This is a genomic window from Micromonospora sp. RV43, assembly GCF_001029515.1.
Classification (GTDB): Bacteria; Actinomycetota; Actinomycetes; order Mycobacteriales; family Micromonosporaceae; genus Micromonospora; species Micromonospora aurantiaca.
On sequence record NZ_LEKG01000051.1, the window covers coordinates 21,167 to 40,585 of the forward strand.

At 74.2% G+C, this 19,419-nt stretch carries 10 protein-coding genes; 7 read left to right on the plus strand and 3 right to left on the minus strand.

Translation table 11 applies throughout. The annotated features are described in order from the left end of the window. Window positions 1-74 precede the first annotated feature (74 nt). Both gltB and ABD52_RS15055 read left to right on the plus strand, forming a co-directional pair. Window positions 75-4,742 (plus strand): glutamate synthase large subunit, encoded by a 4,668-nt coding sequence (gene gltB / locus ABD52_RS15050; protein ID WP_047892221.1) that lies wholly within the window; start codon window positions 75-77, stop codon window positions 4,740-4,742. Further along, window positions 4,735-6,240, plus strand: coding sequence for a glutamate synthase subunit beta (locus ABD52_RS15055; RefSeq protein ID WP_047892222.1), 1,506 nt, complete (start codon window positions 4,735-4,737; stop codon window positions 6,238-6,240). The genes gltB and ABD52_RS15055 overlap by 8 nt, the downstream gene beginning before the upstream one ends. Window positions 6,241-6,348: 108 nt before the next feature. On the opposite strand, the gene ABD52_RS15060 is transcribed toward ABD52_RS15055, so the two are convergent. Beyond that, on the minus strand, window positions 6,349-7,884 hold the full coding sequence (locus tag ABD52_RS15060) for a M1 family metallopeptidase (RefSeq protein WP_047892223.1): 1,536 nt from the start codon (window positions 7,882-7,884) through the stop codon (window positions 6,349-6,351). Window positions 7,885-8,081: 197 nt separating this feature from the next. Here ABD52_RS15060 and ABD52_RS15065 point away from each other — a divergent pair, with 197 nt between their 5' ends. Continuing rightward, on the plus strand, window positions 8,082-8,867 hold the full coding sequence (locus ABD52_RS15065; protein WP_013287543.1) for an SGNH/GDSL hydrolase family protein: 786 nt from the start codon (window positions 8,082-8,084) through the stop codon (window positions 8,865-8,867). Window positions 8,868-8,980: 113 nt separating this feature from the next. Beyond that, window positions 8,981-11,659, plus strand: coding sequence for a hypothetical protein (locus ABD52_RS15070; RefSeq protein WP_047892224.1), 2,679 nt, complete (start codon window positions 8,981-8,983; stop codon window positions 11,657-11,659). A 175-nt stretch (window positions 11,660-11,834) separates the two neighbouring features. On the opposite strand, the gene ABD52_RS15075 is transcribed toward ABD52_RS15070, so the two are convergent. After that, window positions 11,835-13,295, minus strand: coding sequence for an MFS transporter (locus ABD52_RS15075; RefSeq protein ID WP_013287541.1), 1,461 nt, complete (start codon window positions 13,293-13,295; stop codon window positions 11,835-11,837). Window positions 13,296-13,569: 274 nt separating this feature from the next. On the opposite strand from ABD52_RS15075, the gene ABD52_RS15080 reads away from it, so the two are divergent. Continuing rightward, the gene (locus ABD52_RS15080) at window positions 13,570-14,151 is read left to right on the plus strand and encodes a TetR/AcrR family transcriptional regulator (RefSeq protein ID WP_030271987.1); all 582 of its coding nucleotides are present in this window, start codon (window positions 13,570-13,572) and stop codon (window positions 14,149-14,151) included. A gap of 271 nt (window positions 14,152-14,422) precedes the next feature. Here ABD52_RS15080 and ABD52_RS15085 read toward each other — a convergent pair whose 3' ends face one another. Beyond that, a complete protein-coding gene (locus ABD52_RS15085; protein WP_013475829.1) occupies window positions 14,423-15,835 on the minus strand; it encodes an alkaline phosphatase PhoX in 1,413 nt (470 codons plus the stop codon). Between the two features lie 183 nt (window positions 15,836-16,018). Between ABD52_RS15085 and ABD52_RS15090 the strand changes: the two genes are divergently transcribed. Together ABD52_RS15090 and ABD52_RS15095 are read left to right on the plus strand one after the other, a co-directional pair. After that, window positions 16,019-18,535: an FtsK/SpoIIIE domain-containing protein gene (locus ABD52_RS15090; RefSeq protein ID WP_082171299.1), complete on the plus strand. Its 2,517-nt coding sequence runs from the start codon at window positions 16,019-16,021 to the stop codon at window positions 18,533-18,535. After that, window positions 18,532-19,311 carry a hypothetical protein gene (locus ABD52_RS15095; protein ID WP_047892225.1) on the plus strand — a complete coding sequence of 260 codons (780 nt, stop codon included), beginning with the start codon at window positions 18,532-18,534 and terminating at the stop codon, window positions 19,309-19,311. The genes ABD52_RS15090 and ABD52_RS15095 overlap by 4 nt, the downstream gene beginning before the upstream one ends. Window positions 19,312-19,419: the final 108 nt, after the last annotated feature.

Sequence of the window (19,419 nt, forward strand, 5' to 3'; positions counted from 1 at the left end):
CGTAGACTCAATAAACCGCAGAGGGCCGACGTCGTCCCCATCATGATCCATCCTGAGTGACGACAGGAGGCCCGGTGGCCTTTCCGTACCCTCACAGCCCGCAGTCGGCCCCACAGGCGACCGGGCTCTACGACCCCGCGTACGAGCACGACGCCTGCGGTGTGGCCTTCGTGGCCGACCTGCACGGGCGGCGCTCGCACCAGGTCGTCGCGAACGGCCTCGGGGCGCTGTGCCGGCTGGACCACCGGGGCGCCCGGGGCGCGGAGCACAACACCGGGGACGGCGCCGGCATCATGATCCAGGTGCCGGACGCGTTCCTGCGCGGCACCGTCGACTTCCCGCTGCCCCCGGCCGGCCAGTACGCCACCGGCCTGGTGTTCCTGCCCGACGACGACGCGGCCGAGGCCCGCGCCCGCCAGGTGGTCGACAAGTACGCGCTGGTCGAGGGCGCCGACGTGCTCGGCTGGCGCGAGGTGCCGACCGACCCGTCCGGCCTGGGCGAGACCGCGCTCGCGGCGATGCCCCGGGTCCGGCAGCTGTTCGTGGCCGCGCACCGGCTGACCGGCTCGCCGGACGGCCCGGCCGGCTCCCCGCTGACCGGGCTCGACCTGGACCGGGTGGCGTTCTGCCTGCGCAAGCAGGTCGAGCGGGAGACCGCCGAGCGGGGCGTGCCGGCGTACTTCCCGTCGCTGTCCGGCCGCACCATGGTGTGGAAGGGCATGCTCACCCCGGACCAGCTCCCGGCGTTCTACCCGGAGCTGACCGACGAGCGGGTGGTCAGCGCCATCGCGCTGGTGCACTCGCGCTTCTCCACGAACACGTTCCCGTCCTGGCCGCTGGCGCACCCGTACCGCTTCATCGCGCACAACGGCGAGATCAACACGATCCGCGGCAACCGGAACTGGATGCAGGCCCGCGAGGCGCTGCTGCGCAGCCCGAGCATTCCGGGCAACATCCGCCGGGTCTTCCCGGTGTGCACACCCGCGGCGTCCGACTCGGCCAACTTCGACGAGGTGCTCGAACTGCTGCACCTGGCCGGGCGGAGCCTGCCGCACGCGGTGCTCATGATGATCCCCGAGGCGTGGGAGAACGACCCGGACATGCGCGCCGACAAGCGCGCGTTCTACCGCTTCCACGCCAGCCTGATGGAGCCGTGGGACGGCCCGGCGTCGGTCGCGTTCACCGACGGCGAGATCGTCGGCGCGGTGCTGGACCGCAACGGCCTGCGCCCCGGCCGCTGGTGGCACACCGCCGACGGCCTGGTGGTGCTCGGTAGCGAGGCGGGCGTGCTCGACCTCGACCCGGCCACTGTGGTCGCCAAGGGCCGCCTCCAGCCGGGCAAGATGTTCCTGGTCGACACCGTCAACGGCCGGATCGTCTCCGACGACGAGATCAAGACCGAGCTGGCGGCCGAGCAGCCGTACCAGGAGTGGCTGCACGCCGGCCTGATCGAGCTGGACGACCTGCCGCCGCGCGAGCACACCGTCTACACCCACGACTCGGTACGCCGCCGCCAGCAGACGTTCGGCTACACCGAGGAGGAGCTGAAGATCCTGCTCGGCCCGATGGCCCGCAGCGGCGCCGAGCCGATCGGCTCGATGGGCACGGACACGCCGATCGCCCCGCTGTCCACCCGGCCGCGTCTGCTCTACGACTACTTCCATCAGCTCTTCGCGCAGGTCACCAACCCGCCGCTGGACGCCATCCGGGAGGAGCTGGTGACCAGCCTGGCGTCCACCATCGGGCCGGAGGGCAACCTGCTCGACCCGGGCCCGGCGAGCTGCCGGCAGATCGTGCTGCCGTACCCGGTGATCGACAACGACGAGCTGGCCAAGATCCTGTCCATCGACGAGGACGGCGACCTGCCCGGCTTCAAGGCGGTCCGGGTCTCCGGGCTCTACCGCCTGCGCGACGGCGGCGCCGGCATCAAGGCGCGGCTGACCGAGATCTGCCGGCACGTCTCCGAGGCGATCGAGGACGGCGTCCGCATCCTGGTGCTCTCCGACCGGGACTCCAACGCCGACCTGGCGCCGATCCCGTCGCTGCTGCTCACCGCCGCGGTGCATCAGCACCTGGTCCGCGAGCAGACCCGTACCCAGGTGGCGCTGATCGTCGAGTCCGGCGACTGCCGCGAGGTGCACCACGCGGCGGTGCTGATCGGGTACGGCGCGGCGGCGGTCAACCCGTACCTGGCCTTCGAGTCGGTGGAGGACATGATCTCCACCGGCGTGCTGGCCGGCGTGGACCGGGTCAAGGCCGTCCGCAACTACGTCAAGGCGCTCGGCAAGGGCGTCCTGAAGATCATGTCCAAGATGGGCATCTCGACCGTGTCGTCGTACTGCGGCGCGCAGGTCTTCGAGGCGGTCGGCCTGGACACCCGCCTGGTCCACAGGTACTTCCGGGGCACCCCGAGCACCATCGGCGGCATCGGCCTGAACGAGATCCACGCCGAGGTGGCGGCCCGGCACGCGCGGGCCTGGCCGGCACCGGGCGCGCAGGCCACCGACCGGCTGGAGGTCGGCGGCGAGTACCAGTGGCGCCGCGAGGGCGAACTGCACCTGTTCAACCCGGAGACGGTCTTCCTGCTCCAGCACGCCACCCGCAGCCGCCAGTACGACGTGTTCCGGCAGTACACCGCCAAGGTCGACGAGCTGGCCGCGCAGGCGGGCTCGCTGCGCGGGCTGTTCACGCTGCGCACCGGCGTACGCCCGGCGGTGCCGCTGGACGAGGTCGAGCCGGCCTCCGAGATCGTCAAGCGCTTCGCCACCGGCGCCATGTCGTACGGGTCGATCTCGGCGGAGGCGCACGAGACGCTCGCCATCGCGATGAACCGGCTCGGCGGCAAGTCCAACACCGGCGAGGGCGGCGAGGACGTCGAGCGGCTGCACGACCCGGCGCGGCGCTCCGCGGTCAAGCAGATCGCCAGCGGCCGGTTCGGCGTGACAAGCGAATACCTCGTCAACGCCGACGACCTCCAGATCAAGATGGCGCAGGGCGCGAAGCCCGGCGAGGGCGGGCAGCTACCAGGCAACAAGGTCTGGCCGTGGATCGCCCGCACCCGGCACGCCACCCCCGGCGTCGGCCTGATCTCCCCGCCGCCGCACCACGACATCTACTCCATCGAGGACCTGGCCCAGCTCGTCCACGACCTGAAGTGCGTCAACCCGGCCGCCCGGGTGCACGTCAAGCTGGTCAGCGAGGTGGGCGTGGGCACCGTCGCGGCGGGCGTGGCCAAGCTCAAGGCCGACGTCATCCTGATCTCCGGGCACGACGGCGGCACCGGCGCGTCCCCGCTCAACTCGCTCAAGCACGCCGGCACCCCGTGGGAGCTGGGCCTGGCCGAGGCGCAGCAGACGCTGCTGCTCAACAAGCTGCGCGACCGGGTGACGGTGCAGGTCGACGGCCAGCTCAAGACCGGCCGGGACGTGCTGATCGCGGCGCTGCTCGGCGCCGAGGAGTTCGGCTTCGCCACCGCGCCGCTGATCGTCGAGGGCTGCGTGATGATGCGGGTGTGCCACCTGGACACCTGTCCGGTCGGCATCGCCACCCAGAACCCGGTGCTGCGTGAGCGCTTCACCGGCAAGCCGGAGTTCGTGGAGAACTTCTTCCTGTTCCTCGCCGAGGAGGTCCGCGGCTACCTGGCCGAGCTGGGCTTCCGCAGCATCGACGAGGCGATCGGCCACACCGAGCTGCTCGACGTGGCCGGCGCGATCGACCACTGGAAGGGCCACGGGCTCGACCTGAGCCGCGTGCTGCACCTGCCGGAACTGCCCGAGGGCGCGGCCCGCCGGGGCGTACGCGCCCAGGACCACGGCCTCGACGCGGCGCTGGACAACCGGCTCATCGAGCTGGCCGGGCCGGCGCTGCGTGACAGTACCCCGGTCCGGGTCGAGGTCGAGGTCCGCAACGAGCACCGCAGCGTCGGCGCGATGCTCGGCGGCGAGGTGACCCGCCGCTTCGGCGGCGACGGGCTGCCCGACGACACGATCGAGTTCCGGCTGCGCGGCACCGCCGGCCAGTCGTTCGGCGCGTTCCTGCCGCGCGGGGTCACGCTGCGCCTGTACGGCGACGCCAACGACTACGTCGGCAAGGGACTGTCCGGCGGCCGGATCGTGGTCCGGCCGGACGCCGACGCACCGTTCGTCGGCGTGGACGCCACGCCGGGCCGCCGCGCCGAGGACCAGATCATCGCCGGCAACACCATCCTGTACGGCGCCACCGGCGGCGAGGTGTTCCTGCGCGGCCGGGTGGGGGAGCGGTTCGCGGTGCGCAACTCCGGCGCGGTCGCGGTGGTCGAGGGCCTCGGCGACCACGGCTGCGAGTACATGACCGGCGGCACGGTCGTGGTGCTCGGGCCGACCGGGCGCAACTTCGCCGCCGGCATGTCCGGTGGCACCGCGTTCGTGCACCGGCTCGACCAGCGGCTGGTGAACGCCGAGCTGGTCGACCTGTCGCCGCTGCGCGACGAGGAACGCGACCGGCTGCACGAGCTGGTCCAGCGGCACTTCGCCGAGACGGACTCGGCCGTCGCCGAGGACCTGCTCAAGCGCTGGCCGCAGGCGGTGGAGGAGTTCACCGCAGTGGTGCCCCGGGACTACCGCCGGGTCATGGAGATCATGCGGGCCGCCGAAGCCGCCGGCCGAGACGTCGACGACGCGGTGATGAGCGCGCTCAGCGTGCCGTCGGCCGCGCCGGTACCGCCCGCGCCCCGGGCGGTCGCCCAGGAGGTGGCTCGTGCCTGACCCGAACGGTTTCCTGCGCTACGACCGGCGGCTGCCGGCCCGCCGTCCGGTGCCGGTGCGCATCTCCGACTGGCGCGAGGTCTACCCGCCGGCCGGTGAGGAGCTGATCCGCGAGCAGGCCACCCGGTGCATGGACTGCGGCATCCCGTTCTGCCACGACGGTTGCCCGCTGGGCAACCGCATCCCGGACTGGAACGACCTGGTCCGCACCGGCAACTGGGACGCCGCGGTGGAGTCGCTGCACGCCACGAACAACTTCCCCGAGTTCACCGGCCGGCTCTGCCCGGCGCCGTGCGAGGCGGCCTGCGTGCTCGGCCTCGGCGGCCAGCAGCCGGTCACCATCAAGCAGGTCGAGGTGGAGATCGCCGACGCGGCGGTGGCCCGCGACGGTCTGCGGCCCCGGCCCGCCTCCGCCCCGACCGGGCGGTCGGTGGCGGTGGTCGGCTCCGGCCCGGCCGGGCTGGCCGCCGCGCAGCAGCTCGCCCGCGCCGGTCACACGGTCACCGTGTACGAGCGCGACGACGCGATCGGCGGCCTGCTCCGCTACGGCATCCCCGACTTCAAGCTGGAGAAGCAGCACATCGACAAGCGGCTGGCCCAGCTCACCGCCGAGGGTGTGCACTTCCGGACCGGCGTCGACGTCGGCGTCGACGTGACCGCCGAGCAGTTGCGCGCCGAGCACGACGCGGTGCTGCTGGCCTGCGGCGCGTTGCAGGGCCGGGACACCCCGGAGACGCCGGGCCGGGAGCTGCGCGGCGTGCACCAGGCGATGGCGCACCTGGTTGCCGCGAACCGGGTGGTGGCCGCCGCCGGGGACGGGCGGCCCGCTCTCGCGACGTTGCCCGACGGTACGCCGATCGACGCCGCCGGCAAGCACGTGGTGATCATCGGTGGTGGCGACACCGCCGCGGACTGCCTCGGTGTGGCGCACCGGCAGGGCGCGGCCGGCGTCCACCAGCTCGACCTCTACCCGGAGCCGCCGTCGGAGCGGGACGCGGAGCGCGACCCGTGGCCGACCTGGCCGTGGGTGCTGCGCAACTACCCGGCGCACGAGGAGGGCGGCGAGCGGGTCTTCGCCGTCGCGGTGCAGGAGTTCGTGGACGACGGCACCGGCCGGGTCCGCGCGGTCCGGATCGCCGAGGTGACAGTGGAGAAGGTGGACGGTCGTCGCATCGTCACGCCGCTGCCCGGCTCCGAGCGGGAGATCCCGGCCGACCTGGTGCTGCTCGCCATCGGCTTCGAGGGCACCGAGCAGCAGCCGTTGCTGGCCCAGTTCGGGGTGACCCGCAACCGCCGGGGCGCGATCGACTCCGGCCCCGACTGGCAGGCCGCCGACGGCGTCTTCGTCGCCGGTGACATGCACCGGGGCGCCTCGCTGATCGTCTGGGCGATCGCCGAGGGACGCGCCGCGGCGGCGGCGATCCACGCGTACCTGGGTGGGGTGGGCGAGCTGCCCGCCCCTGTCGACCCGGCCCGCCAGCCGCTCGCCGCCAGGTGAAAGGAAGGGCCCCCTCTTAACGCCTCAGGTAGAGGAGGGGGCCCTTCTTAACATCCGCCGCCGCGCGGCCCGCCGTCCGCGGACGACGCGCCGCGACGGCGGCGGAGGTCAGCGGCCGAGCAGGTCGTGCGCCGCCCGGATCTTCGCCCACGAGGCCGGCTGCGCCGGTGCGGCTGTCGTCCGCGCGGCGGTGGCCACGCCGGGCCGGCCGGGGGTGAACAGCCAGGTGGTGAACACCGCGTCGAGGTCCCGTCCGGAGATCCGCTCGGCGAGCGCCTGGAACTGCGCGACGGTGCCGTCGCCGTACTGCCGCTTGGCCGTCCAGGTGCGCAGGATGCGGAAGAACGCGGCGTCGCCCACGGCGAGCCGGATCTGGTGCAGCGCCATCGCACCCCGGTCGTAGACGGCGGCGTCGAAGATGCCGCTCGGGCCCGGGGCGCCGGGGCGCACCTGCCAGAACTCGGAGTCGGCCGGGTAGCTGTCGTACGTGAAGTCGAACAGCTCCTGCGCGGTGCCCTCGCCCTGCTCCTCCGACCAGAGCCACTCGGCGTACGACGCGAAGCCCTCGTTGAGCCAGATGTGCCGCCAGTCCGCCACCGACACCGAGTCGCCGAACCACTGGTGGGCGTTCTCGTGCACCACCACGTACGTGTTGGCGCCGCGCCGCCAGAAGCCCGGCCCGTACACCGGGCGGGTCTGCGTCTCCAGGGCGAAGCCGATGCCGTCGACGGGCCCGGCCACGCCGCCCTGCGCCTCGAACGGGTACGGGCCGAACAGCCCGCTCTCCCAGTCGACGATCTCGGCGGTGCGTTCGATGCTGGCCCGCGCGGCCGGCAGGCGCTCGCCGAGCGTGGTGCTGTACGCGTTCACCACCGGCTGCCCGTTCGGCGCGGTGCCGGTGACGATGTCGTACTGCCCGATCGCGAGGAACGCCTGGTACGTGGCGCCGGGCTTGACGCTGCGCCAGCTCCACCGGGTGCGGTTGCCGGCCTCGGGCAGCGGGTCGCGCGGCTGCACGCCGTTGCTGATCACCTCGACGCCGGTCGGCACCGACACCGAGACGTCCCAGGTGGCCTTGTCCTTCGGGTGGTCGTTGCTCGGGTACCACCACCAGGCCGACTCGGGCTCGTTGACGGCGAGCGCCCCGTCGGCGGTACGCGTCCACGCGGTGTAGCCGTAGACGGTGGTCTGCGACGGCACGCCGGCGTACCTCACCACGACGGTGAGCTGCTGGCCCTTCGTCAGCGGCCGGGCCGGAGTGATCACCAGCTCGTGGTCGCCGGCCCGGGCGAACCCGGCGACCCACCCGTTCACCCGCACCGACTCGACGTCGAGGGCGAAGTCCAGGTTGAACCGGGACAGGTCCTTCGTGGCGGTGGCGAGGATCGTGGTGGTGCCGCTGAGCCGGTCGGTGGCCGGCTCGTAGCGCAGCCGTATGTCGTAGTGGCCGACGTCGTAGCCGCCGTTGCCGTAGTCGGGGAAGTAGCTGTCGCCCAGCCCGGGGCTGCCCGGCGTCGGGGTGGCCGCCGCGGGTTGCGGCCGGCCCCACCCGGTGGGGGCGGCCTGGCCGGGGGCACCGGTCACTGTGGTGCCGGCTGCGGTGAGGGTCAGGGCGGCGATGGCCGCCGTGAGTGCGCGTCGCACGGTGGGACTCCCTCCGTCGGGTGTCGTCACCGTCAAACTAATCGACACATGTGAACGTATCTGTCCTGTCCGGCCGATCGGGGCTATTCAATTTCGACGAATGTTTCGATAGCATTACCGACCAGTAACAGCACCGATCCCTCGGCCACGCGCGCGGTCAACGGGCTCCACCACCCCTGCCCCGTGGAGGCTCTGCCATGCCCCGTCGCGTCCGTACCGTGTTCGCCGCCCTCCTGGCGGCCGTACTCGGCGCCGTGCTCCTGCCCGGCGCCGCCCGGGCGGCCACCGTCAACTACGTCGCCCTCGGCGACTCCTACTCCTCCGGGGTCGGCGCCGGCCCGTACGACCTGTCCACCTGCCTGCGCAGCCAGAAGTCGTACGCCCCGCTCTGGGCGGCCGCCCATTCGGTCACCAGCTTCAAGTTCCCGGCCTGCGGCGGCGCGGTCACCGCCGACGTGCTGGCCAACCAGGTCGGCCAGCTCAGCAGCAGCACCACGCTGGTCACCATCACCATCGGCGGCAACGACGCGGGCTTCGCCGACGTGATGACCAGTTGCCGCTTCGGCAGCACGTCCAGCTGCGAGAGCGCGGTGAACGAGTCGAAGGCGTTCGCCACCGCCACGCTGCCCGCCCGGCTCGACGCCACGTACACCGCGATCCGCAACCGGGCCCCGAACGCCCGGCTGGTGGTGCTCGGCTACCCGCGGCTGTTCGAGACCGGCTCCTGTGGACTGCTCGCCATGAGCAGCTACAAGCGCACCATCCTCAACCAGGCCGCCGACACGCTCAACGGCGTCATCTCCGGCCGGGCCGCCGCCGCCGGGGGCACCTTCGTCGACGCGCGGCCGTTCTTCGCCGGGCACGGCGTGTGCGCCGCCGAGCCGTGGATCCGCGACGTCAGCGGCGTCATCGAGGCGTACCACCCGAACGCGAACGGCTACCGCTACGGCTACCTGGCCGCGCTGACCGCCGCCATCGGCTGATCCGCACGCGAGGAGGGCCCGCTCGACACCCGTCCGTCGAGCGGGGCCCCGCCGTGCCGGGTTGCATCGAACGTCGACAATGGTGCGACACCGCATGCGACCCGGAGGTGACCATGCGTGAACCGGCGACCCGGCCGCGGCCGGTCCGCGAGCAACTCCCGGCCGGTGGCCCGGAACTGCTCACCCTGCTGGCCCGGCTGCTGCGGCGTCCACGCCGCGGCGACCGCCGGCTCCCGCTGCTCTGGCTGGTCCGGCCCACCGGGGACGGCGCGGTCGCGGCCCTGCTACGGCGTTTCGCGGCGCGCCGGGCCGGGCGCCGGGTGCCGCACGTAGTGCTGGACCTGACCGGCCGCCCGGCCGGCGACGACGTCGCAGCCGTGCTGCAGGAACTGCACCGGCAACTCTCAGTGGAGGCGTTCGGCGCGCCCCGGCTGCGGTTCCGGCACTACCCGCTGGCCGACTGGCTGATGCACCAGACGCTCGCCGTGGACCTGGACGCCGCCGACAGCGGCCGGGCCGCGCTGGTCCGCCGGCTGCGGGACTGGCGGGGACGGCGGACCGGTGACGACCCCCAGGTCGGCGGCGACTCCGGCCTCGGCGCCGCGCTGCACCTGCTGCTCTGGCTGCTGTGGCGGGCCGTGCCCGGCGTCGTGTTCCGGATCGCCGTCTCCGGCCGGGTGCCGCTCGTCGGACGGCAGTACCGCTGGTTCATGCGCCAGCAGTACCTGGCGCCCCGGCAGTCGGTGACGTTCCTCGGCTTCGCCGAGCGGCTCACCGCCGGCTGGCGCGACGGCGAACACCCGGCCCAGGTGGAGAAGCTGCTGCTGCACGCGTTCCTGGAGGACCTGCGCCTGGCGTACCGGCGGCGGTTCTGGCGGCCCGGGGACTGGCGCCGCACCGCCTATCCGGTGCTGGTGCTCGACGGCGCGCGGCCGGACAACGTCGGGCACACGCTGGTCCGGCTCGTCGACGAGGTGCGCAACGAGACCGGCCGCAACGACCCGCTGCTCGTCGTCGCGGTCGCCGCCGACCCGCCGCCGGAACCGGCCGCTTCCCGGCCGCTGGCCGAGGCCGAGGAGGCGTACGAGGAGTGGGCCGAGGCGCTGCCGGAGAACCGCCGGCTGCGTCGCTCCGGCGCCTGGCTGATGCTGCTGGAGGCGGACGACCGGGACGTCGACGCCCCGGTGGGAGGCATCCCGCCGGCCCTTGTCGCACCCGACCCGCCCTGGTGGGCGCGGCGGTTCCTGCCCGCCGCGGTGGCCCTGGCGCTCGTCGCCGGGCTGGGCGTGTGGGCGCACGGGCGGTGGGCGCCTGACTGCCGCCCCTGGCCCACCGACCGGGTCGCCGTCCGGCTCGTCGGCGGCGAGTGCGTCGGGTACAGCGACACCGCCGGGCAGGTCTTCAACAGCGAACCCGGGCAGGACCGGCTGCGCGCCGTGCAGCGGCGCATCTTCGCCCAGAACCGGGCCGCCGAGGAGGTGTGGCGGCGCAGCGAGCACCGCCGCCCCTACCTGACGCTTGTCTACCTGGGCAGCCTCACCGGCAACCGGACCCGCGCGGACGAGGAGTCCTACGTCTCCGAGCGGGAGGAACTGGATGGCATGGCCACCGCCCAGTACGCCCTGCTCCAGGAGTCGGCGGCGGCGGACGACGCGGCGCTGCTGCACATCGTGGTGGCGAACGCCGGGCGGCAGATGCGGCACGCCGACGACGCGGTGCGGATGCTGGAAGGGCTGGCCCGCGACGACCCCACAGTGCTCGGCGTGGTCGGGCTGGTGGACAGCCGCACCAGCACGGCGGCGGCGCTGCGCGAACTCAACCGGGTCGGCCTGCCGGTGCTCGCCCCCACGCTGTCGGCCGACCGGATGGACGCCAACTCCAGCCTCTACCTGGCCATGTCGGCGCCGAACCGGGACCAGGCCCGGATGGTCGAGGCGTACGCCCGGCAGGTGCTGCGGGTGGGGGAGGCGCACGTCTACTGGACCACCGGCGAGGGCAGCTCGCTCACCGACGACCTGTACGTCGCCACCCTCGTCGACGGCCTGCGGGAACGCTTCGGCGACCGGATCACCCGGCTCGACGAGTGGCGCAGCGGGCGGCGGCTCACCCAGGAGTGCGGCTACCCGGGGATGCTCTTCTTCGCCGGCCGCTGGTCGGAGTTCGACGGGTTCATGCGCGCGCTCAAGGAGTGCGGCGCGAATCCGCCCCGGCACCTGGTCGCCGACGACTCGGTGAACCGCTACATGGCCAACCCGGGGCTGCGTGCCAGCGCGCCGGGCAACCTGCCGGTCACGTACGTGTCGAAGGCCGCGCTGGCCACCTGCGCGTCGCTGCGGGCCGCGCAGGCCGGGCGCGACGACGCCCGGGGCAGTTTCCTCACCTGGATCGGCGCGGACGGCCTGCTCGACCCGCCCCGATGCCGCGCCGGGACCGGCCCGCCGGTCGGCGAGCGGGTCAGCCTGGCCTACGACGCCACCATGATGACGGTACGCGCGCTGGAGAGCCTCGCCGCCCGGCTGCGCCACGCCGACACCGGCCGCCGCTGGGAGCCCCGCTCGGTCAACCCGGTCGGGGTGCACGCCGAGGTGCTGCGGCAGAACGCCGCCGGCGGCTACCCGGGGGTCAGCGGCCTCATCCGGTACGCCCCGGACTCAGGCGAACCGGTGGCGAAGCGGCTGGCGCTGCTCACCGTGGCGAAGGTGCCCGACGTGGACGCCGCCCCGGTCGAGGTGTTCCACTGCGGCGTGGCCGACACCGGCCCCGACCCCGGCTGCCGCGTCGCACCACGCTAGTGCACAGCCGCCATTCGTGATCATGGTTGGGGTTCGAGGTCGCCGTGCTGGGCAGCCAGGGAGGCAAGGATCATTTCTCGCGCCGCTCGGACCGTAGCCGCGAAGGCGGCCGGCACCGCGGAGCCCCGCCCGGCACGCGCCGGGCGGGGCTCTCGTCTGCTCGTACCCCTTGAGGTCAGCGGGCCGGGACCAGCTCCGCGGCCGGCACCGGCGCCAGGTCCGGCACCGCCGGCCCGATCCGCCGCCGGGGCCACCGGCGGCGACCGGAGGGTACGGCGAGCGCGGCCAGCGCCGCGGCCACCGAGATGCCGGTGAGCAGCAGGAAGCCCGCCGTGAAACCGGCCTCCCGGGGCAGCCCGCTCGGCTGCGGATTCGCGGTGATCACGGCACTGGCGAGCGCCGCGCCGATCGCGCCGCCGATGGTACGGATGTTGGCGTTCATGCCGGTCGCCGCGCCGGTCTGCCCGGCCGGCACGTTCGCCACGATCAGGTTGGCCATCGAGGCGAACGCCAGCCCGATGCCGAGGCCCACCAGACCGCCGGCGATCCCGACCTGCCAGCGGGTGTCGTGCGCGACGGTCAGCATGGCGGCGGCCGCCACGTTGAACACCGCGCCGGTGCTCAGCTGCGCCTTGGCGCTGAACCGGGACTGCAGCCGTCCGGCCAGCAGGCCGGCCACGAACATGCCGACGAGCATCGGCAGCATCAGCAGTCCGGCCTGGGTGACGCTGGCGCCGAAGCCGTAGCCGGCGCTGGTCGGGATCTGCGCGAACTGCGGCAGGAACGCGTAGACGGCGAACATCGAGGCGCCGTAGAGCAGCCCGACGAGGTTCGTGGTCCAGACCGCGGGCAGGCGCATCATCCGCAGGTCGATCAGCGGGTTCGCGGCCCGGGCCTCGGTCGCCAGCCAGGCGGCCGCGAGCGCCGCGGCCAGCGCCAGCAGCCCGACCACCCGGCCGGAGCCCCAACCCCACGCGGCGCCCTTGCTGACCGGCAGCAGCAGCGCCACCAGCCAGCCGGACAGGAGTACGGCGCTGAGCCAGTTGATCCGGCCCGGGGTGCGTACCGGCGAGCGCGGCACGAACCGGTGCGCGGCGAGCGCGGTCAGCCCGACCACCACCAGCGGGATCCAGAACAGCCACCGGTAGCCCAGGGTGGCCACGATCGGCCCGGCCAGCACCACGCCCAGCCCGCCGCCGACTGCCACGACCGCGGAGATCGAGGCCACCGCCGAGCTGACCCGGGCGGCCGGGAACTCGTCGCGGATGATGCCGAACGAGAGCGGGAAGACGGCGCCGCCGATGCCCTGCACCACGCGGGCGGCGATCAGCACGCCGATGCTGGGGGCGACGGCTGCCAGCAGGCAGCCCAGCGCGAGCGCGGCGAGCGAGAAGACGAGTGTCTTCTCCTTGCCGACCATGTCGCCGATGCGGCCGACGATCGGCGTGAAGACGGACGCGGAGAGCAGGTACGCGGTGAGCACCCAGGTCACCGTGTTGGGCGAGGTGTGCAGGTCGTGCTGGATGGTGGGCAGCACCGGAGTGATCAGCGACTGGAGCATCGCGAAGAATCCGGTGCCGGCGGCCAGCACGAGGAAGGTGAGTCGGCGCGAGCCGCGCCCTGATGAGTGGATCATGTGGGAGAACTCCCCGTTGTCGGTACGAGACTGGTGGCCGCTCGCGCAGTCGTGCGGCGGTGGCGGCCGGGTCGTGCGGGCGCTCAGCGGTCGGCGGGCATGGTGGGACCTCCCGGGTCCGTGTCGTGGCGCGAGGATCGCGTGGCCGGAGGGCGGCCGGAAGTCCGGAGTAAGCTATCCGGAGGGGTGGCTCCGGTCAGTAACCGGAGGCTTGCCTCCATTAACCTAGCGGAGGGGTGCCTCCGGTTGCAAGGCGGAAGGGGTGACGCGCCTCATGGCTGACGCCGACGTGTCCGGCGAGGTCTTCGCGCGCCGCCCCAAGCGGGCCGACGCCCGCCGCAACTACGACGCGCTGATCGCCGCCGCCCGCGAGGTCTTCGGCGAGCACGGCGCGGGCGCGTCGCTGGAGGAGATCGCCCGCCGGGCGGGCGTGGGCATCGGCACGCTCTACCGCAACTTCCCGCAGCGGCGGGACCTCTTCGAGGCGGTCTACGTCGAGGAGGTGCGCGCGCTCAGCGCCTCCGCCGCCGACCTGGCCGACGAGCCCCCGTGGGACGCCCTGGTCGGCTGGCTGCACCGGTTCGTCGCCTACGTGGCCACCAAGCGGGCGCTGGCCGAGGAGCTGGTGCACGACTCCGAGGTGTTCCGCAGCTGCCGCACCGAGATCTACGCGACCGGCGAGCCGCTGCTGCGCCGCGCCCAGGCCGCCGGGGAAGCTCGGCCGGACGCCGGCTTCGACGACGTGATCCGGCTGATCAGCGGCCTCGCCGCGTACCAGTTCCCGGACCCGGCCCAGCGGGACCGCGTCCTGGCCATCGCGCTGGACGGCCTGCGCCCGCCGGCGGGCATGAATTGATACGTCCGGCCGTTTGTTGACGTGACGCATCAAGGGCTGCTCTGTGCGGGAGGAAGGGGCGGGTGCGGCCGGGTTCAGCCGACCCCGCCGTACTCCGCGATCGCCGAGAGCGTCGCGCGGACAACCGTCGGCGCGGTCCAGTGCGCCGATCTTGCACTTTCGGGCGGCGAAATGCGGCTCATGCACCCATTCTTCGGGGCCGCAGGTGCAAGATCGCCGAGGAGAGGCGGATCGGCCGGCGGCTCCCGCCCGGGAACCGCCGGCCACCCGCTCAGCGGTGCCCGTTACCAGGCCGCCCCCACGGTCCGGTGATCGCGAACACGTACCCCGGTGACTGGATGTTGGCGAACAGAGTCTTCCCGTCCGCGCTGAACGTCGGCCCGGTGAACTCGCTGTCGTTCAGTTCGTTGCGGGCCAGCGGGTACGCCTTGCCCTGCTCGGTGACGCCGACCAGGTGCGACACGCCCTCGCCGTCCTCGGCCAGGATCACCCCGCCGTACGGCGACACGGTGATGTTGTCCGGCCCGTCGTAGTTGCCGGTGTCGGCCTCCGGGTCGGTGTTCACCCCGAAGATGGTCTTCAGCGTCACGGTCTGGCGGCGCGGGTCGTAGAACCACACCTGCCCGTCGTGCTCGTTGGCGCTGCCGTCGTCGTGTCGGGCGTAGCTGGCCACGAAGTACGCGCCGCCGTCGCCCCACCAGGCGCCCTCCAGCTTGCGGCTGCGGGTCACCTCGGCGTCGGTGAACTGCTTGCGTACCGACACGGTCCGGGCGTCGCGGTCCGGCACCTCGACCCACTCCACCCGGTAGCGGGTGCCGGGCGTGGTGGCCTCGGACAGGTCGGCCACGTGGTCGTCGCCGCGCAGGCAGCGCATCGCCGCGAGGCTGCCGGCGGTGCCGCCGTCGGGTCGCTGGGCCAGCGCCCGCAGCGCGCCCTTGCCGGCCCGGAAGCCGGGCGGCGGCGTCCACCGGAAGTACAGGCCGTTGGGCCCGCTCGCGTCCTCGGTCAGGTAGATCGAATGGGTGTACGGGTCGACGGCCACCGCCTCGTGGGAGTACCGCCCGAGGAACGTCAGCGGCACCGGGTCGGTGTTGGCGGACCGGTCGTGCGGGTCGACCTCGAAGACGTACCCGTGGTCCTTCAGGAACCGCCCACCGGCCCGCTGCTCGGTCTCCTCGCAGGTCAGCCACGTGCCCCACGGGGTGATGCCACCGGCGCAGTTGTTGTGCGTGCCGGCCACGCTCACGTACTCGCGCAGCCGCCGCCCGTGCCGGTCCACCTCGATGGTGGTGGTGCCGCCGCGGGCGCCCGGGTCGTAGGTGAGGCCGGGCAGTGCCGGCACCGGGTACGGCTCGTCGCCGCCGATCTCGTGGTTGTTCACCAGCACCGAGCCGTGCGGGCCGCGGAAGCAGCCGGTGCCGTCCGCGTCGCTCGGGGTGGGCTGCCCGGACTCCAGCAGCGTCGCGCCCGCCTGCGCGACGACCGTGTACGAGAAGCCCGGCGGCAGCGCCAGCAGGCCGGCCGGGTCCGGCACCAGGTCGCCGTAGCCGACGGCGGGGCGGCACGCGGGCCGGGCCGCTGCCGGTCCGGCGATCGCCTCCAGGCTGCCGGCCACCATGATGCCGAGTCCGCCGGCCACGCCGCCGCGCAGCAGGGACCGCCGGGAGAGAGGTGAGGTGGTCACGTCGTTGCCTTCCTGTGCGCACGATTGCCTGGGGGAAGGCAAACCGGGCCGGGGGAACGGCGTGCGGCGCGCCCGTCCGTAGCCGGGTGAACAGTGGACGAATCCCCGGTGCGGAGCGCCCCGTGCCGGTGCGGCGCGCGTCCGTTAGGGTTCCCTTCGATCGCAAACGTCGGAGGGCGGACGGTGGGCAGACTCGCGGCGGCGTACCGGCAGGCGGTCGATCGGCATCGGCAGGCGGTGCGGCACTGGGAGGCGGCCCGGCGGCTGCTGGGCGCCGCGGGCCCGGCGCCGGTGGGCAGCCCGGAGCTGGTGGCGCGGCTGGCCCGCCTCGGCGGTGAGCTGGCCGCCGCGGTGCCCGGCACCGCCCGCGTCGCGACCCACCCCGTTCCGGTACGCCTCGGCGCCGCGACCACTGTCGACGGCGCGTTCCCGGTGCTCGTGCCGGTCGGCGCGGGCGCGCACCTGGCCGTCGACGCGGACGCCCGTGACCCGCGCGTCGGCGAGCTGCTGCGGGCGGTGGTGGTACGGCTGCTGACCGCCGCGCCGGCCGGCGCGATCCGGGTGGCCGGCATCGACCAGGCCGCCTTCGGCGCGGCGTTCCTGCCGTTGCGCCCGCTCCAGGACGCCGGGGTGCTCGCCGCGGCGGCGACCACCGAGGCGGAGACGACGGCCCTGCTCGACCTGGCCGAGCGGCACGCCCGTACCGCCCAGCGGTCCGCGCCGGAGGACCGCGAGCTGCTGGTGGTGGTCGCCGCGTCCGCGCCACCGCCCCGGGAGCTGGCCCGGCTTGCCGCGCTCACCCACGCTGGCCCGGCCGCGGCCGTCTGCGTGCTGCTGGCCGGCCACCCACCGGCCGGGCCGAGCGCGGCTCCGCCGCTGGGCGCCACCACCCAGCTTCGCGTCACCGAGCGGTACACGCTCGTCGGCGACCCGCCCGGGCGCCCGTTCAGCACCGACGGCAGCGGGCTGGCCGCACCCGTGGTGCTCGACGGCGACCCCTCGCACGCCACTGTCACCGCGCTGGCCCGCCGGTACGCCGAGGCCGCCGATCAGGACGGCGTCACGTTCACCGACCTGCTGCCCGCGCAGCGCTGGGCCGGGTCCGCCGCGTCCGGGCTGCGTACCGTGCTCGGCCGGGCCGGCCGCCGTCCGCTGAGCGTGGCGTTCGACGACGCCACCCCGCACTGGCTGATCGGCGGGCGGACCGGCGCCGGCAAGACGGTGCTGCTGCTCGACGTGCTGTACGGGCTGGCCGCCCGCTACTCCCCGGCCGAGCTGCGGCTGATGCTGCTCGACTTCAAGGAGGGCGTCAGCTTCACCGAGTTCGTGCCCACCGACCGCGACCCCACCTGGCTGCCGCACGCCGACGCGGTGGGCATCGAGTCCGACCGCGAGTACGGCGTGGCGGTGCTGCGCGAGCTGCGCGCCGAACTGGGCCGCCGCGCCGACCTGCTGAAGCGGCACGGCGTCAGCCGCCTGGCCGACCTGCCGCCGAACGCCCGGCCGCCCCGGATCGTCACAGTCGTCGACGAGTTCCACGTGCTGTTCGCCGGCAACGACGCGCTGGCCCGGCAGGCCGTCGACCTGATCGAGGAACTGGCCCGCAAGGGCCGCTCGTACGGCCTGCACCTGGTGCTGGCGAGCCAGAGCACCACCGGCATCGAGGCGCTCTACGGCCGGGCCGAGGCGATCTTCGGGCAGTTCCCGCTGCGGATCGCGCTGCCCGGCGGCGACGCCGTGCTGGATCCGCGCAACGACGCCGCACGCGGGCTCACCGTCGGCACCGCAGTGGTGAACACCGGCGCGGGCGCGCCCGGCTCGGACGCCGAGGTGCGGTTCCCGGACGCGCACGCCGCCTCGGCCGACCTCGCGGCGCTGCGCCACGAGCTGCACGCGGCCCGCCCGGCCGGGTCACGCCCGCCTGCCGTCTTCCGGGGACACGAGACGCCCCGGCTCACCGACGACCCCGCCTGGGCGGCGCTGACGCCGGGCGCCGACCCGCCGTACGCGCTCGTCGGCCGCGTGGTCGACGTCCCCGGCAGCCCGGCCGGGTTCGCGCTCGACGCCAGCCCCGGCCGGCACCTGGCGGTGGTCGGCACCGCCGCGGCCGGCGCGGACGTGCTCCGGTCGGCGACCCTGTCCCTGGCCCGCCAGCACGCCCCCGGCACCGCCCGGTTCCTGTTCGCGCCGCTGGCACCGGGCACTACCGACGCCGCCGACGACCTGGCCATGACACTGGCCGCCGCCGGGCATCCGGTCCGGCGCCTCGACGCCGGCGCGCTGCGCGCCCAGCTCGCCGAGGCCGCCGCCGGGGACGCCCCGGCGGCCGGGCGCACCTACCTCGTGGTGTTCGGGATGGACGCCGCCGCCACGACGCTCGCCGCCTCCGACCCGGCGACGTTCCGATCCGGGTACGACGACCTGCGCGCCGTGCTGCGCCAGGGACCGTCGCGCGGTGTGCACGTGCTCGGCTGGTGGCGCGGGCTGCGCCGGCTCGCCGACGACCTGGGCGGCAGTGGGCACCGCGACGACGTGACCGGCCTGGTCGCGCTGAACGTCCCCGCCGCCGACCTGGGCCTGCACCTCGGCGTGCACGACCTCGCGTACGTCCCGCGCGAGGGACGCGCCCTGCTCGTCGACCGGCACGAGCACCGCACCGCGCTGATCGTGCCGTTCGCCGCCGGGAGTGATGTTCCATGAGCGGGTTCGACGAGTACGCGGCGCTGCTGCGGGAGCTGTCCACCCGGCAGCGGGGCGGGGAGCGGGAGATCGCCGCCGAGGCGGAGCGCCGCCGCGGCCTCCAGGCCGCCGTCGACTCGGTCGGGCAGCGGCTCGCCGCCCAGGGGCAGCACCTCGACCGGCTCGGGCAGGCGATCGGTGTGCCGATGACCTCGGTCCCGGCGGAGGAGCCGGCACCGGCGATGGTGGCCGGTGGGGGAGCACCAGGTCCCGCGCCCGGACCGGGGGACGGGGTGACCGGCGGCGTAGCCGACGCGCCGGGGCGGCCGGAGGTCGGGGCGTACCCATCGGGTGGTGTTCCGGCGCCGCGGGCCGGCGACCCGGCGGGGGAGCTGGCGGCGGCGGGGCGGCTCGCCGAGGAGGCCGACGTGTTCGGGCAGCAGGCCGACGCGCTGGCCCGCACGCCGGTGCTGCTGCCCACCTGGTCCGCGCCGGCGCGGGCGGTGGTGGTGTACGCGGGCTGCGCGCTCGCCGGTTCGCTGCTGATGCTGATCGCGATAGTGGGTTCGTCGCTGCCGGTGAGCGGGCTGGACCTGGTGGCGGCGCTGAGCTGCGCGGGCGTGCCGTTGATGTCCTTCGTGGCCGGTCAGGTGGTGCTCGCCCGCTGGGGCCGCCCGGCGGTGGAGGGCGACGCGCCCTCGGCCGGACGGTACGTGCCGCTGGGTTTCGTGATCTGCGCGCTGGTCTCCCCGTCCTTCTTCTGCCTCTACCTCCTCCTGTTCCGCCTCCTCCGCTGACCTCGCCCCTACCGGTCCGTCGATGATGGAGTTTCGGCCCCCGAGGTGCGGCATTGGTGGCTTTTGGACGGGCGGAAACTGCAAGATCGCGAAGGTGGGAGGGAGGGG